Annotated in this window: 14 protein-coding genes and 1 pseudogene; 10 read left to right on the forward strand and 5 right to left on the reverse strand. The window is 74.8% G+C overall.

Annotated features, from left to right (window positions below; translation table 11 throughout):
* Window positions 1–10 precede the first annotated feature (10 nt).
* Entirely contained in the window at window positions 11–463 is a 453-nt protein-coding gene (locus AB0O11_RS24720; protein WP_363390916.1) for a helix-turn-helix transcriptional regulator, read from the reverse strand.
* 557 nt (window positions 464–1,020) lie between these two features.
* Between AB0O11_RS24720 and AB0O11_RS24725 the strand changes: the two genes are divergently transcribed.
* Complete coding sequence (locus AB0O11_RS24725; protein WP_363390919.1) at window positions 1,021–2,040, forward strand: DUF4190 domain-containing protein; 1,020 nt, start codon at window positions 1,021–1,023, stop codon at window positions 2,038–2,040.
* A 142-nt stretch (window positions 2,041–2,182) separates the two neighbouring features.
* Window positions 2,183–2,404 carry a carbohydrate-binding protein gene (locus tag AB0O11_RS24730; RefSeq protein WP_363390922.1) on the forward strand — a complete coding sequence of 74 codons (222 nt, stop codon included), beginning with the start codon at window positions 2,183–2,185 and terminating at the stop codon, window positions 2,402–2,404.
* Between the two features lie 127 nt (window positions 2,405–2,531).
* Here AB0O11_RS24730 and AB0O11_RS24735 read toward each other — a convergent pair whose 3' ends face one another.
* Together AB0O11_RS24735 and AB0O11_RS24740 are read right to left on the reverse strand one after the other, a co-directional pair.
* Complete coding sequence (locus AB0O11_RS24735) at window positions 2,532–3,383, reverse strand: hypothetical protein (protein WP_363390925.1); 852 nt, start codon at window positions 3,381–3,383, stop codon at window positions 2,532–2,534.
* A complete protein-coding gene (locus AB0O11_RS24740; protein WP_363390928.1) occupies window positions 3,370–3,894 on the reverse strand; it encodes a SigE family RNA polymerase sigma factor in 525 nt (174 codons plus the stop codon). Before AB0O11_RS24740 ends, AB0O11_RS24735 begins: the two co-directional genes overlap by 14 nt.
* 241 nt (window positions 3,895–4,135) lie before the next feature.
* Between AB0O11_RS24740 and AB0O11_RS24745 the strand changes: the two genes are divergently transcribed.
* From AB0O11_RS24745 to AB0O11_RS24760, 4 genes are all read left to right on the forward strand, one after another.
* A complete protein-coding gene (locus AB0O11_RS24745) occupies window positions 4,136–4,948 on the forward strand; it encodes a maleylpyruvate isomerase family mycothiol-dependent enzyme (protein ID WP_363390931.1) in 813 nt (270 codons plus the stop codon).
* 79 nt (window positions 4,949–5,027) lie between these two features.
* Window positions 5,028–5,213 carry a hypothetical protein gene (locus AB0O11_RS24750; RefSeq protein WP_363390934.1) on the forward strand — a complete coding sequence of 62 codons (186 nt, stop codon included), beginning with the start codon at window positions 5,028–5,030 and terminating at the stop codon, window positions 5,211–5,213.
* 180 nt (window positions 5,214–5,393) lie between these two features.
* Window positions 5,394–5,915: an AAA family ATPase gene (locus AB0O11_RS24755; RefSeq protein ID WP_363390937.1), complete on the forward strand. Its 522-nt coding sequence runs from the start codon at window positions 5,394–5,396 to the stop codon at window positions 5,913–5,915.
* 163 nt (window positions 5,916–6,078) lie between these two features.
* The gene (locus AB0O11_RS24760) at window positions 6,079–6,753 is read left to right on the forward strand and encodes an arylsulfatase (protein WP_363390940.1); all 675 of its coding nucleotides are present in this window, start codon (window positions 6,079–6,081) and stop codon (window positions 6,751–6,753) included.
* A 131-nt stretch (window positions 6,754–6,884) separates the two neighbouring features.
* Here AB0O11_RS24760 and AB0O11_RS24765 read toward each other — a convergent pair whose 3' ends face one another.
* Window positions 6,885–10,262 carry a S8 family serine peptidase gene (locus tag AB0O11_RS24765; protein WP_363390943.1) on the reverse strand — a complete coding sequence of 1,126 codons (3,378 nt, stop codon included), beginning with the start codon at window positions 10,260–10,262 and terminating at the stop codon, window positions 6,885–6,887.
* Window positions 10,263–10,552: 290 nt separating this feature from the next.
* Here AB0O11_RS24765 and AB0O11_RS24770 point away from each other — a divergent pair, with 290 nt between their 5' ends.
* The 3 genes from AB0O11_RS24770 to AB0O11_RS24780 all read left to right on the forward strand — a co-directional run bounded on the left by AB0O11_RS24770 (window position 10,553) and on the right by AB0O11_RS24780 (window position 12,956).
* On the forward strand, window positions 10,553–11,086 hold the full coding sequence (locus AB0O11_RS24770; RefSeq protein WP_363390946.1) for a SigE family RNA polymerase sigma factor: 534 nt from the start codon (window positions 10,553–10,555) through the stop codon (window positions 11,084–11,086).
* The gene (locus AB0O11_RS24775) at window positions 11,083–11,895 is read left to right on the forward strand and encodes a hypothetical protein (protein WP_363390949.1); all 813 of its coding nucleotides are present in this window, start codon (window positions 11,083–11,085) and stop codon (window positions 11,893–11,895) included. The genes AB0O11_RS24770 and AB0O11_RS24775 overlap by 4 nt, the downstream gene beginning before the upstream one ends.
* A 131-nt stretch (window positions 11,896–12,026) precedes the next feature.
* Entirely contained in the window at window positions 12,027–12,956 is a 930-nt protein-coding gene (locus tag AB0O11_RS24780; protein WP_363390952.1) for a hypothetical protein, read from the forward strand.
* A 122-nt stretch (window positions 12,957–13,078) separates the two neighbouring features.
* Here AB0O11_RS24780 and AB0O11_RS24785 read toward each other — a convergent pair whose 3' ends face one another.
* Complete coding sequence (locus tag AB0O11_RS24785) at window positions 13,079–13,672, reverse strand: transglutaminase-like domain-containing protein (protein WP_363390955.1); 594 nt, start codon at window positions 13,670–13,672, stop codon at window positions 13,079–13,081.
* 693 nt (window positions 13,673–14,365) lie between these two features.
* Between AB0O11_RS24785 and AB0O11_RS24790 the strand changes: the two are divergent.
* Window positions 14,366–14,550 (forward strand): annotated as a pseudogene (locus AB0O11_RS24790) (lytic transglycosylase domain-containing protein); the annotation flags it as partial.

A 14,550-nucleotide genomic window follows, 5' to 3' on the forward strand; every position in this document is an offset into this window, starting at 1 on the left:
TCCGGTCCGGTCAGGCGGCGAGGCAGAGGCCGTCGTACCGCCCCGTGGGCGACGTGCGTCCCCGGCCCACCAGAGCCCGGCCCTGGCCCACCCGGCTCGGGGCGGACCGGGCCAGCCCGTCCTGGGCGAGCGAGAGCAGGTCCCCGAGGCCGAGGCCCAGCGCCCGGGCGGCCGCCGCGAGCACCTCGGAGGAGGCCTCCTTGCGTCCGCGCTCCAGCTCCGACAGGTACGGCATCGAGATCCGGGCCGCCTCCGCGACGTCCTTCAGCGTGCGCTCCTGGGCGAGCCGCTCGCGCCGCAGCACATCGCCGACGACGTCGCGCCACAGCGGCTCCCTCCGCGCGGGTGCCTGCGGGGCCCCCGTCGGCCGCTGCGGAGGACGGGACGCACCGTCGGATGCGGGCGGCGAGGCCTGCGGACGCAGGGGGATGACGCGGGCTTCGTTCTGCGCATGAGTGCTCACCCCCTCAGCCTAGGGACCCGGGGCCCCGGGGGAAGAGCACGGCGTTCTGCCCTGGGTGAAGCCGCCGGGCAGGCCGCGGCCGCCGCGAACCGGCGGCCGACTCCGCGTCCTCAGGGGCGGGGTGTCCAGCCGGGCCGGGTGAGGGCGGTGTCCGCGAGGACCTCGGTCCCCTGCGTGTGGACGGACTGCAAGGGCCTGATCTTCCCGCACCTGGCCCGCACCGCCCTGCGCATCGTGGCGGACGAGCTGCGCGAGGCCGGGGTGCGGCAGGCGCACCTGGTTCAGTCCGGAGCTTCCGGGCGGCTGACGACCGGAGCCGCCTCGGGACCGCGGCGTCGGGGCCGGCGCCGGGCACCTGTATGTTGATCACTCGCCGGCCCTGTCGGTGTCCCGTCCCAGGGGGTTGACGCGCGGGTCCGGTCCGCAGTGGTGGCCGTTTCGCGCAGGCCGGGCCACTGCCGCCGGGGAGCCGGAAAAGGGAGCACGAGGACCCGGCAAGGACCTCGCCCGCGGGGCGGACGGCAGCTCATCGTCTCGACGTTCTCGAAGGATCCCGTATGACCGTTCCCGTCCCGCCCGACGGCAGCCCGCAGCCCGCCGAGGAGCCGGCCGGCACCAACCCGTGGGCGCCGCTGGACCCGGGGCAGGGCGAGGCCGCGGTCCCCGCCCCCGCCACTGCCCCCGGCCCCGGCCCCGCCGGGGCGCCCGCCCCCGGTGTGCCGTACTGGCCGCCGTACCCGATACCGGCGCCGCAGCCCCGCAACGGCCTGGGCATCGCGGCCATGGTCCTCGGGATCGTCGGTGTCGTCCTCGGCCTGGCCGTCATCCTGTTCTGGATGTCCTGGCTGCCGGCCCTGCTCGCCGTGGTCTTCGGCGCCATCGGCCTGGGCTACGTGCGCAAGGGCCTGGCGACCAACCGGGCGATGGCCCTGGCGGGCGTGATCCTGGGTGTCACCGGCCTGCTGGTCTCGGTCGGCGCCGGGGTGCTCGTCGTGGCACAGGTGCATGCGGTCGACGAGGAGCGGCGGGCGGAGGCGGACGCCGCGCGCGCCCGCTCCGAGGCCGCGACCAAGGCCGCCGAGGCACGGGCGGCGAAGGAGAGGGAGCGGATCGAGGCCGAGCGGAAGAGGATCGAGGCCGAGCAGGAGAAGGCGGCCGCGGACGAGAGGGCCCGGCGCCTGCCGTTCGGCCAGTCCTACACGTACGAGGACGGGCTGAAGGTCACGACGGCCGCGCCGGAGCCGTACTCCCCGCTCCGGACCGTGTTCGAGCCCCCCAAGGACGCCGAGATCATCCAGGTGAAGATCACCGTCGTCAACACCGGATCGCAGGAGCTCTCGCTCTACGGATCGGGGCTGCCCATCGTCAGGGACGCCAAGGGCAACCTCGTTTTCTCGCTGATCGACGGAAGCGAACGGCTGAAACTCCTCACCGGCTCGCTGGCCCCGGGCCAGGAGGCCACCGGCGTGTACGCGTACGCCCTGCCGAACAGCGCGGCCGACCGGTTCTCCGTCGACTTCACCTACGGCACCGGGCGCCAGCGCAAGAACGTCATCTGGACCGGCCCTCCCAGCTGACAAGGACAAGCGGCCGAAGACGGGAGCGCCCCGGTTCAAGTCCCGCAGGGACAACCGGCAGGCGATCCGCCTCACCGCCGATGCCGGGTGGAGAATCACCGGCGGCGGGAAGCTGCGCCTGCCGAGGACCGGCGACGCACGGGTGAAGCGGTCGCGATCGCTGCCGTCGGTGCCGTCCACGGTGACCGTGGTCAAGGACGCCGCCGGGCGGTACTTCGCCACCCACCAGGCGGGCGACGTCGTGACCTGCAACGGAGTCAGCCACCGCTGCCTCCAGGGCCGCACCGCCCAGACCGGCCGGGAACCGCCGGCCGTCCCGGCACTCCGGCAGCCCGTGCGACCCAGGTGCCCTGACACCCGGTGAAGCCGCTGCGCCGCGGTCCGTCGAAGGGGACGGACCGCGGCTCGGCCATGGGCGGACAGCCTGCCGCCGAGCCGCCGGCGGGCCCGCGCATACGGCCGGACCACCCGAGGCGCCGGCGACGCGGTCCCTACGGTGCCGCCGCCGGGCTCACGGCGCCCGACGACCGGCTGCCCGCCGGGGCGGACCGGATGGAGTCGAAGACCTGCTGCACCTGCCGCAGCGTCGGCTCGGACGGCTGCCGCAGGCAGGCCGTCATCTCGACCAGAGCTGCCCGGGCGCCGCGGTCGATGCTGCGCAGGCCGGTCAGCCTGCGGCTGCCGCCGAGCGACGTGCAGTCCTTGTCGACCCCCGTGTCGGTGAGTCCGGGCGGGGACGCGCCGAGCTCGGCGGCCGGCCCCTGGTCGTCCACCACCCGGAAGGTGAGGACGGCGCCGCCGGTGAGCAGCCGTGCGGGGAGCGGGCATCGGGCGGGATCCGCCGTGCACGACGGTCCCGCCGCGAGTGGTTGGGTGCCGAGGTAGCCGAACCGCTCCTGAGGGTCGGTGGTCACCGCGGCCAGGGTGTGCCAGTTCGCCGGCGCATCGACGACCATCTCCGGGAACAGCGGGAAGAAGATCGACGTCCCGGGCGGTCTTCCCGGCGGCGACGACGGCGGCAACGGAGACGGCTGGGCCGACACCGCCCGGGCCGGGGCGGACACGGAGCCGGCCGGCCCCAGCCCGGCTCCTCGCACGGGTGCGGGCGCGAGCGCGGGCGCGGCGGCCAGCACGGCGGCGGTGAGGCCGGCGGTCAGCCCGGCCGCGAGCCCGGCCACCCGCCGCCGGCGCCTGGCCCGGTCGACGCGGGCGAGGACGCGTTCCATCCGGTCGTCCGGCGAGGTCAGGGCCGGGACGGCCTGGTGGAGCAGGATCCGCAGTTCCTCCTCGTCGTGCCCGTCGTCGGCCGGCCCGTGCGGGTCGAACAGGTCAGTTCCACTCACGAGGTCCCCCGTCCAGCAGGAGTTCGCGGACCGGCAGCCGGCCCCGCAGGGCGGTGAGCGCCCGGTGCGTCTGGCTCTTGACGGTGCCCGTGCTGCAGCGCAGCACTTCGGCGGTCTCCTCGACGCTGAGGTCCTCGAAGAAGCGGAGCACCACCACGGCCCGCTGACGTGGCGGCAGCGACCGCACGGCCTCGGCGACCACCTGGCCGAGCACCACCCCGTCGAACGGGTCGGTGCCCGTCGGCGGCTCCGGCAGCTCGCCGTGCGGCAGTTCCCCGGTCCAGCGGCGCCGCCACCAGGAGATGTGGCAGTTCACCAGGACCTTCCGCAGGTACGCTTCGGGCCGGTTGGGGGCGATGCGCGTCCACTGGGGCCAGACCTTGGCGAGCGCCGTCTGCAGCAGGTCCTCGGCCTGGTGCGGGTCGCCGGTCAGCAGCCAGGCCACCCGCAGGAGCTTCGGCCCGCAGGCGGCGACGAACTCCTCGAAGTCCGGCGGTATCGCGTTCGTCATCCTGCCGTCCCCGCCATGGTGCCCGTGCCGTTCCCGTCTGCCGTGGCGGCCGCCCGGGCCGCTGTCTCGTTCTTCCTCTCACGGCACCTCGACGCGGTGGGAGGCGGTTCGGGTTGCCAGCCGGAGCGGGGATGCGCCGACCGTGCCGCCGAAGGCCCGCCTCCGGGCTCCGCACCGCGTCCTTGCCCGTCCGCGCCGCGGATCTGGACAGCGGTGCGGGAGTCGTCCAGTCTTCACCACCATGACGTTCCCCCAGCACTCTCCCGCTGCCGCGCGCACCGCGCTCTTCGAGGCGGTCACCGCGGTCGGCGACGAGGCCGTCGTCCTGCTCGCCGACTGCCGCGGCGGCACCCGGATTCCCGGCTCCGAGTGGACGGTCGCCGAGGCGGCCGCCCACCTGGCGATGGCCAACGAGCTGATGACCGCACTGGCCGCCGGCGAGGAACGGCCGTACGGGGACGGCACCCCGGGGTCGCTGGCCGCGGCGAACGCGGCCTCGCTGGCCGAGCGGCCCGAGCGGGACCCGGCCGTGCTCGCGGAGGAGATCGCCCGGCAGGCACGGGAGTTCGCGGCGGCGGCCGGTCCGCGCGCGGGCACCGAGCCGGTGCTGACCCCGCTCGGCCGGATGGACCTGGACACCCTCGGCGCCTACCTGCTGACCCACATGCTGGGCCACCTCTACGACATCGCCGTCGCCCTCGGCCGGCCGCACCCGATCGACCGGCAGCGTGTCGAACTGACGATGCCGTTCCTGCGAACGGCCATGCCCCGGGTGGCGGACGCCCGGACCGCGGCCGGCCACAGCGCCTGCTACCGGCTGCGGGTCCGAGGCCTGGGCGGGTTCGCGGTGACCTTCACGGACGGTGCCGTCGTGGTGAGTCAGGAGCCGCCGCGCAGCCCGGACTGCACGATCCTCGTCGAGCCGGTGACGTTCCTCCTCCTCGCGCTGGGCCGCTGCACCGCCACCGGCGCCCTCGTCCGCGGCAAGGTGCTCGCCTGGGGCCGCCGACCGTGGCTGGCCCCGGCCTTCCCCGGGCGGTTCGCCGCCCCCTGAGCCCGGGCGGCGGCCGGCGGTGCTCGCAAGGGCGCCACCCGCCCACCCCCGCCGGGCTTCACCGAGCGGGGTCCGACCGGTGGTCCGCTCCGTGTGCGCCGACGCCTGGGACGGTCACCACCGCCCCGACCCCGGACGGGACGTGCGCCACTACGTCCACCGCGACGGCCGCACCACCGACGGCAGCGCCGACCCCACCTGGTGGCTCGGCGCCGCCCCGACCGCCCCCGCCGACACCCGGCTCGCCGACGCCCGTCGGCACTGAGCCCCGCGGCCGCCACGGCGAACGCCAGGAGCGCCACCGGGATGCAGACGATCCGGGTGGCGCCGTCCCGCCGTACGGACCGGCCCGAGCGCGGACGCCATGCCGCAGGCCCTACCGGCGTCGTACCGGATTTCTGCCGTGCCCGTTCCCGGAGCCCGCACAGCGTTAGCGTTGGGTCCCATGATCGTATGGCTCAACGGCACCCACGGTGCAGGCAAGACGACGACCAGCGTGCTCGTGCAGCAACTGATCCCGGATTCACGGGTGTTCGACGCCGAGAAGGTCGGCGAGACACTCATGGACATCACGCCAGGGCTGCCCGCGACGGACAACTTCCAGCACTGGCCGCCGTGGCGGCAGCTCGTGGTCGAGACCGCTCGCCGCGTACTCGACTACACCGGCGGCACTCTGGTGATGCCCATGACCGTCCTGGTCGAGCAGTACTGGCGTGAGATCAGCACGGGCCTCGCCCAACATGCCATTCCGGTACGGCACTTCGTCCTCCACGCCGACCAGGAAACCCTCCGCGGGCGCATCGAGGGGGACACTCTTCTCGGCCCCTCGCCATTTCGTCTCGCATACCTTGAGCCCTACGCCGAGGCGGCCCGCACGTGGCTGCACGGCGAGGCCGAGGTCGTCGACACCACGCACCTCACGCCCGCCCAGGCCGCCCTGCAGATCGCCGAGGCCCTCAAGGGCTGAGGCCTGCCCGTCACGCGGAAACGGGCCCCGGCTCCGCGGTGTCGACCACCCGGGAAAGCCGCGCCTTCCCGGCGGCGGAACCCCGCCCCCGACCGCGGCCGCTAGGGTCCGTCTTCAAACCCCCGCAGGCGGGGGTTTGAAGACGGGCCCTAGCATCGCGCACATGCTGGCGCTGCTCCACACATCGTCCGTTCACGTCCCGGTCTTCGACGCGCTCCGCGACCGCGACCACCCCGGCCTGCCCCTGCGGCACATCGTGTCCGAGGAACTGCTGGCCAGGGCCCGGGCCGACGGGCCCGACGCCGTCGCGGGGGACATCGACCGGGCACTTGCTTCGACGGTCGCCGCGGGGGCCGCAGCGGTGTTGTGCACCTGCTCGACGATCGGCGGTGTCGCGGAGAGCCGGGCCGCGGTGCTGGGAGTGCCCGTGTCGCGCGTCGACCGTCCGATGGCGGCAGCCGCCGTCGCCGTTGCACCCGCCGGGGACCGGACCACGACACGCATCGTCGTGATGGCCGCACTGGCCGGCACCGTGGGCCCGACGGTGGCCCTCATCGAGGAGGAGGCCGCCCGGTCCGGCCGGCCGGTCACGGTGACGGCCACGGTGGTCGACGGTGCCTGGGACCGGTTCGAAAGCGGCGACCAGGCCGGCTATCTGACCACGATCGCCGCCGCTGTCGAGGCCGTCGACGACGCGGACGCCATCGTCCTCGCGCAGGCGTCCATGGCAGACGCCGCGCATCGGACCACGACCGCCATCCCGGTCCTGTCCAGCCCTGCCCTGGGACTCCGCGCCGCTGCCGCCGCCGTGTCGTACCCCGCCAGGAGGACCGTGTAGGCGGCCGGCGTACTCGTGCGCTGCGGTGCCGCCACCCTGCCCACCGACTGGACACCTGGATGCACATCGATCCCTGGAACCCAAGGCCTCGCCGGTGGCCCGCGGATCACCCGCGGGCCACCGGCGGACCGTCAGGGTGTCAGGCGGTAGGCGCGCAGCACGGTCTGCTCGACGGTGGAGCCGTCGGCGGCGCGTGCGGTGGCCTTGAGCGAGACGAAGCCGCCGGCGCCCGGCGGCGGGTCGACGGTGACGCGGTAGCCGCCGTCGCCGGAGGTGACCGGGGCGTCCCGCCAGGTGGCGCCGTCGTCGAAGGAGACCCGCACGCTCACGCTCGCGGTGGCCGAGGCCGGGGCGCCGCTCTGCCGTTCGACGGTGGCGAGCAGGGTGTGCTGCCGTCGCGGCGCCTGGTTGTCCGGGTCGACGGGGGCGGTGAAGCGGACGGTGTCGAGCGGCAGCGCCGTGCTGCCGGCCCGGCCGTCGGGCCCGGGGGCGACGGCGGCCGAGCGGAAGGTCCAGATGGCCTCGACGGTGCCGGACAGCGACGCCCAGGGTTCGGCCCGTACGGCCTTGGCGGTCAGCCGGTAGGCGGCGTCGGCGGCCGGGACGGCGAAGCGGGCCTGCTCCCGGTCGCTGCCGGCGACGTGCCGCCCGTCGCGTTCCAGTTCGAGGTGGACGGTGTCGTCCAGCCGCAGCGGCCACGGGGAGCCGAAGTGGCCGGGGGAGGCGTCGCTGAACAGCTGCGGGGCCAGGGTGAGGTAGCCGTCGCCGGTGCGGGCCATGGTGGCCGTGCCGCCCTGGCCCGGTGCCAGGCCCGGGCCGATGACGGCGGCGTTCCAGCGTTCCGCGCAGGTCGCGCCGGCGGCGCAGCGCACCGTGCCGACCTGGCCGATGGCGGCGGGGTGGACCATCTCGCCGCCGGGGCCGACGGCCTGACTGAAGAACGTCTCGCGGAGCTGGTCCTTGACGGTGAAGTACTCGGTGCGGGTGGCCGGCAGCGCGAAGGAGGGCTGGCCGATGGTGAGGGCGCCGAGGCCGCCGGCGGACGCGAAGCTGCTGAACTCGCCCGCGGTGCCCGGGCCCTGGGCGAAGTAGCGGGTGTTGAGCGTGGCGAGTTCGCCGGCCTCGACGGTCAGGGCCGGGTCGGGCAGCCGGCCGGTGGTGTGCACCAGCAGGTCGTAGCGGTCCGGCAGCCGTCCGTTCTGCGTGGCCGGGCCCACCTGGAGGCTCTGCGTGACGAAGTCGAGCCGGCCGGCGACGGGCCGGGCGGTGGGGACGACGTACAGGTTGCCGGGCCGGGCCAGGACCGTGGCCGAGCCCGCGCAGTCGCCTTCGGCGGGGCTTCCGGCGGTGCGGTAGCAGTAGCCCGCGGACAGCGACCAGCCGGTGGTGGCGCGGCCGGGGACGGTGACGGTCAGCTGCCGGCCCTCGCGGGCGTCGACGGCGAGCCGGGTGTCGCCGCGCAGCTCCAGCTCGGGCTGCAGGAACAGGGTCAAGGTGGCGCTCGCGGTGCCCGAGCCGGGGGTGGCCAGCTGCCCGCCGAGGTTGTAGCGGCCCTCGGGCACGCGCGCGGTGGCGGTGCCGGCGGTGAACTGCAGCTGGTAGGCGTCGCGGGTGTCCAGGTTGACCAGGCTGATCATCGACCAGGCGTTCCAGGTGCTCGGCCCCAGCGGCGCCCCGTTGCGGTCGACGGCCGTCACGGTGATGTCGTGCCGCACGGCCTCGCGGGTGAGGGCGTAGGCGGTGGTGACGGCGGCTCCGCCGGGTCCGCTCGCGCGCACCCGCCCGGTCAGCGACGCCCCCGAGGGGACGCGGGCCGGATCGACGGTCACGGTGGCCGACGCGGAGGCGCCCGGCGCGACCGTCAGGCGGGCGGGGGAGACGGTGAACGCACCGGCCGCCGCAGTGGTCTCGGCGGCCAGCTCCAGCGTGACCGGTGCCTCGCCGTCGTTGTGGTACTCGACCGTCCGGGTGAGCGGCCCGCCGCCGGGCGGGCCCTGAAGGTGGATCCCGGTGCCCTCGGCGGTGGCGTACACCTCCTGGGCGGTGGCCCGGGCGAGGTCGACGCGCCCGGCGCCCTGCTCGTACGCGCCCTGGCCGGCGGCCGGCGCCGCTGAGGAGGTGAGCGCGGCCTTGAGCTGCGGGCCCTTCCACTGCGGGTGCTGCTGGGCGAGCAGGGCTGCGGCCCCGGCCACGTGCGGGGCCGCCATCGAGGTGCCGGAGATGGCCGTGTACCGGTCGCCGACCGGCTCCTGCCCGTTCGTCCCGGCGGCCCGGGCGGCGACGATGCCGACGCCCGGCGCGGTGAGGTCCGGCTTGACGGCCTGGTCGCCGACGCGCGGACCCCGGCTGGACGAGCTGGCGAGCGCGCCGTCCCGGTCGACGGAGCCCACCGTCAGCGCGGCGTCGGCCGACCCGGGGGTGCCGACGGTGCCGGCGCGACCGCTGTTGCCGGCGGCGGCGACGAACAGGGTGCCGTAGCGGGCGGAGAGCGTGTTGACGGCCTGGGCCATCGGGTCGGTGCCGTCGGTCGGGGCGCCGGTGAGGCTCATGTTGACGATCGGAGCCCGGGCCGCGGCCCACTCCATGCCCTGGAGCACCCAGGACTCCTGGCCGTTGCCCTCGTCGTCCAGCACCCTGCCGACCAGCAGCTCGGCATCGGGGGCGACACCCTTGAACCGGCCGTCGGAGGCGGCCCCGGTCCCGGCGACGATCGAGGCGACATGGGTGCCGTGCCCGTCCGGGTCGCTGTTCACCGGCGCGTCGGCGGCCCCGGTGAAGTCGGAGGTCTCGCCGAGGGAGCCGGCCACGTCGGGATGGCCCCGGTCGATGCCGCTGTCGAGCACCGCGACCTTGACGCCCTTGCCGGTCCAGCCGGAACTCCAGGCCTGCGGGGCGCCGATCTGGGCGGTCGAGCGGTCGAGCGCCGCGGAGACCTTGCCGTCCAGCCAGACCTTGTCCACGCCGCCCGCGGCGAGCCCGGCGCCCGGTCGCGTGACCAGCTGCCACAGCTCGCCCGCCCGCGCCTTCGGGGCGCGCAGGGCCGAACCGTGCACGCTCTCCAGCGCGCGCACGGCGGTGGCGCCGGCCGGCGGCGCGGCCGCGGCCAGGCCCGGGGCGCCGGCGTGCTCCGAGCCCAGGATCAGCGGCAGTTCGGCGGTGTGCGCGTCGTCGTAGCCCTGGGCGATCAGCCCGGCGACGTCGAACAGCCGGGGGTCCAGCCGCCCGGAGTCCAGCGGCTCGACCGCGTCCGAGGGGACGAGGTTCAGCGAGCCGGGCACGCCGGAGCGCTGGAGGAAGGTCACGTCCTCGCGCCCGGGCCCGGGCCGCACGCCGGCCAGCGCCACCGCGCCGTCGGCACCGACCCGGGCGGTGACCGTGTCGCCGGTGACCAGGGTGACCTGGACCGGCCGGCCCGGCGCCGGCCCGCCCGCCTCTCCTGCGGGCGCCGGGCCGGGAGCGGCCCAGCCCGCCGGGGCGGCCAGCGTCGCGACCAGCGCCGCGCCCAGCACGGCGGCCGGCCACCGCCGGACCGTCCCTGGCCCTGGCCCATGCCTGTCGTACCTGCGGGTTCCTCGCACAGGTGTCCTCTCGCTCGGGCGGCACCACGGATCCCGGGGCCGCTCACCGGTTCTGTCGAGGAATCGACGGAACGGAGGACAGCGGAGGATGTCATCCGATGATCAGAAACCCGGCGGACCTTCCCGCCCCGCGAGATCGGCGGAAATTTTCCCTTCACCCGTGACATCCCGGCGCCGGGTGCGCTCCGTCGAGTGGGCAGAGACGAACGGAGGCACGCCCTGTGCGTAGCGCAGACCTGGAGGAGTTCCGCGGTTTCGCCGAGGGGCGGTTGCCGCACCTGCGGCGGACCGCGTACCTGATGTGCGGCGACTGGCACCATGCCGAGGACATCACGCAGACCGCACTGACCAAGCTGTACTCCGTGTGGGGAAGACGGCACCGGATCGCCAACCTGGAGGCCTACACCCACCGCGTGCTGACCCGGACCTGCATCGACCACACCCGGCGCCGCTGGCGGCGGGAGGATCCGACACCCGTGCTGCCCGACCGGCCCGGCCCGGGCACCGACCCCTCGCTCGGCCTCCAGGTCCGTACCGCGCTCGCGGCCCTGCCGCCGCGTCAACGGGCCGTGGTGGTCCTGCGGTTCTGGGCCGACCTGGACATCGCGGACACCGCCAAGGCCCTGGGCTGCACCGCCGGAACCGTCAAGAGCCACACCGCCCGCGCCCTCACCAAACTGCGCGCCCTGCTCGGCGACACCGACCCGTTCGACGAACTGGCCGCCGCCCCGACCCCCCTGAAGGAACTCCTGTGACCCACAACGACACCCTCGACCCGCAGGACGAACTGCGCACCCTCCTCGCAGCCGGACTCGGCGCCGAACCGACCCTGCGCCCCGGCACCGTCGACGCGGCGGTCGCAGCCGGACGCCGCCGCCGCGGCACCCGGCTGGCCGCCCGCGCCGGCGCCACCGTGGCCGCCACCGCCGCCCTGGCCGCCCTGGTGGCGACCCTGCCCACCGACACCACCCCCACCCCGGGCAGCCCGATGGCGGCCGCCGACCCCCTCACCGGCCCCCTCACCCTGGCCGGCGCCGCCGACGCCACCCCCGAACCGCTGCGCCCGGACTCCTTCGGCCCCGGCAGCGGCCGTGCCACCGGCTGGACCAGCGACCACCTGGGAACCACCCTGGCCTCCCTGCTCCCGGCCGGTGCCAGGACGGTGCGCGCAGGCGACATCCCGGGCCGTACCTTCCGGGTCGCCTGGCAGTCCCCGGCCGGTCCGGTGGACTTCGTCGGCGGCGCCGACCACACGGCCGACGCGCCGAAGGTCCCGTTCTGCGCCACCATCGCCCTGCCCAGGGTCACCCCGCGCCCCGGCGTGCCCGGCCCGCAGGAGGTCGCCCCGCGGGCCGACTGCCACCTGGTCGAGCTCCCCTCGGGCGCGCGCGGCGAGGCCGTGACACTGACCCCCCGGCAGGACGGCCGCGTCTCCCAGTACGTCCGCCTCCAGCGCGCCGACGGCCGGACGGTGACGCTCCAGCAGTGGGCCGAACAGCCGGACGCGGGCCTGGACGAGGCCGCCCTGCTGGCGATCGCCGACGACTCCGCCTGGCAGTTCTGACCCGCCGCCCGCGCCGGCCGACCTGGCGCCGGCCGGCGCGGGCGGCCGATCTGCCGGCGTCCTCCACGGATGCCCCAGGACACGCACCCACGACGACGAAGCGACCGCCCGGGCGCACCACGCACAACCCCATGCCGCTCGACCTCGAACGCCATGGGGTGCCCGACCTGCGGCATCCGGCCGCCGGGCGGGAGAAGGAGATCGGCGCGCGCCGCGCCCCTCCCATAGACTCTCCGGCGATCTTGACAGGCCGAGAAACAGGGGGACGGCAATTGACCGGCGGGCATGAGCGTTGGCTCAGCGACAGGCTGACCGTGAGGTCGTTCCGCAATCCCAAGAACGTGGCGAAGGCGGTCTTCCACCCGGCTTGGGTGCCCGAGTCGGTCGATCCCGCCGTGGAGTCCCTCAAACGCGTCCGGGTCATCTGCGGCGCGGTCGCGGCGATCGGTGTCTACAGCTTCGTGGAGGGCGGTTTCTCCTTCGACGGGATGCTGGAGAAGGTGCTGACGGCGAGTCTCGTCCTCCTGCTGATCACGCCACTGACGATCGGTGTGATGCTCTACGTGTGGCGGCGTACCGGAACCGTCCGCCAGCTGCGCACCCCGCTGGTGAACTCGCTCAAACTGCTGCTGCTCTTCGTCGGTTCGGTCGTGGTGATGGTGCTGACGTGGATGCTGGCGAACGGTGCTTCGCCGCTCCGTATGCTGCTGTGCCTCATGGCGGCGCTCTGGCTCACCTGGTTCGTGGGCGCCGGGGGCCTTTGCGTGTCCGACAACTTCTTCGGCACCGCGGGAGTGCACCGCTGTCTGCCGCCACTGCTCGCCACCGTGACGACGTGGCTGATGGCGCTCCCGGACCTGCTCTCCGGCGACCTGCACGGCCTCGGCCTCGCTCTGGGCGTCGTCTTCATCCTGGGCGCGCCGGTGACGGTCACGGGGATAGCCCTGCTGGAGATGAACCGCCTTCGGCGCCGCTACGGAATCCGGCTGGGCACGCATCCGGCGACCCTGCCCCTGCACGGACACACGTCTCCGAACGGCAATCCCATCGGCAACCCCTGAGCGCCGGGTCCGTAGCTCCGTACTGCCCGACCCCGCTCGCCGACCACGCCCGGCGCCTGCTGAAGGAGAGCGACCGCTCCGACCACCGGGCCGCTACAGCCGGCGGATGGCGGTCGCCCGCTTCACCCGAGGCTGACCGACGCGTCACCCGGAAGTTCGGCCGGCAGGTAGTCGTAGCCGAATCGGCCTGGCACGGCCCGGGCGAGCGCCCGGACCAGCGGGGCGGGCGGTGCGACGAAGACCACGGGGTAGTCGCGCTCGCCCCGCTCCGGTCGGACCGGCCAGGCCAGCCGTTCCCGGTTCAGGTCGTACTGCGCGTCCACCCCCTCCCGGTTGCCCCGGGCGTCCAGGCGGGACCAGCGGCCGTCCAGGTGCACGGCGTTGAGGGCATGCAGCACGAATCCGCCCCCGCCGTCCTCCAGCCGTTGGTAGCACAGGCCGGTCGGCACGCCCTGCGCCCGCAGCAGTGCGGCCAGCAGGTGGGACTTGCCGTGGCAGATCGCGTTGCGCGCGGCCAGCACCTCGGAGGCGCGGAACGCCCCGCTGTACGAGCCCGCGTCCGCGGAGTGCGCCACCTGGTCGCGGACGTGGTGGAACGCCGCTTCCGGCGTGGCCAGCCCGGCGGCCAGCCGCCGCAGCTCCGAGTGCTGATGGTCGATCACCTCGTCCGCTACGAGGTAGGCGGCGGGGTCGTCGGTCTCCGGTTGCAGGATCATGCCGTCCACGGTGCCGCGCGCGCCGTCCACCGCGGGCGGAATTCCACCCTCTGGGCAGGCCCCGGCCCTGCCACCACACCCCGCCTTGGAGCGCGGCGGCCGGCCGCGGTCCTGCGACGGCTTCGCGCCGGTGCCCGGCTGCCGTCGTGCCGGCCGGGAGGACCGGCAGCCGCGGGAAGTCCTTCGGCGCCGTTCCCGCGCCGGCCGGGTGTGGTGGCGGTCTCCACGGCGGCCGGTCGGTGTTGACTCAGCGTGGTGGCGGCGGGCCGGTCGGTGATGTTGCCGGGGCCTGGGTGGTGAGTGCGCTCACACGGGAATGCGGTGCACGACGACGGATAGTGGTGTCCGTTTTGCGCCATTTTGAGACTATTTGGTGAGTGATGGGAGGGTGTTTACGCAGGCCAGGAAGGAGCGGCGGGGATCGACGCGCTCCGGGCGCCCGACTCGCGGATCGGTAACGGTCTCTTCGGCTACGACGGTGGATCGTAGCGAGGGGGTCTTGTCGATGGGCGGCCCCACCTGGCAACAATTGCTGCATCGAGCCACTCCGGCACCTGTCCCGCCGGTGAACGGCCTACCGCCAAGCCGCCCCCCGCGACCGTTCGGCCCCTGTCCGGCCACGGTCCACAACGGGGAGTGACTCGGCCCAACCCGATTGAGGTCTTGCTCTCCATGCCCGCTTTCAAGCTCCGTATGCGTACCTCTGCCGCGATTCTTGCCGGTGCCGCCGGTGTGACCGCCCTGGGTGCCGCCGTGGTCCCGGCCGTCGCCTCGGCCGCCGATGCCTCCCCGCAGGCCATCGCCGCCCGGATCGTGCCGGCGGACCAGCTGGCCTCGTTCAGCCAGATCATCTCCCACGAGTCGGGCTGGAACGTGAC

Origin of the sequence: Kitasatospora sp. NPDC093102, from assembly GCF_040683915.1 — a bacterium.
Taxonomy (GTDB): Bacteria; Actinomycetota; Actinomycetes; order Streptomycetales; family Streptomycetaceae; genus Kitasatospora.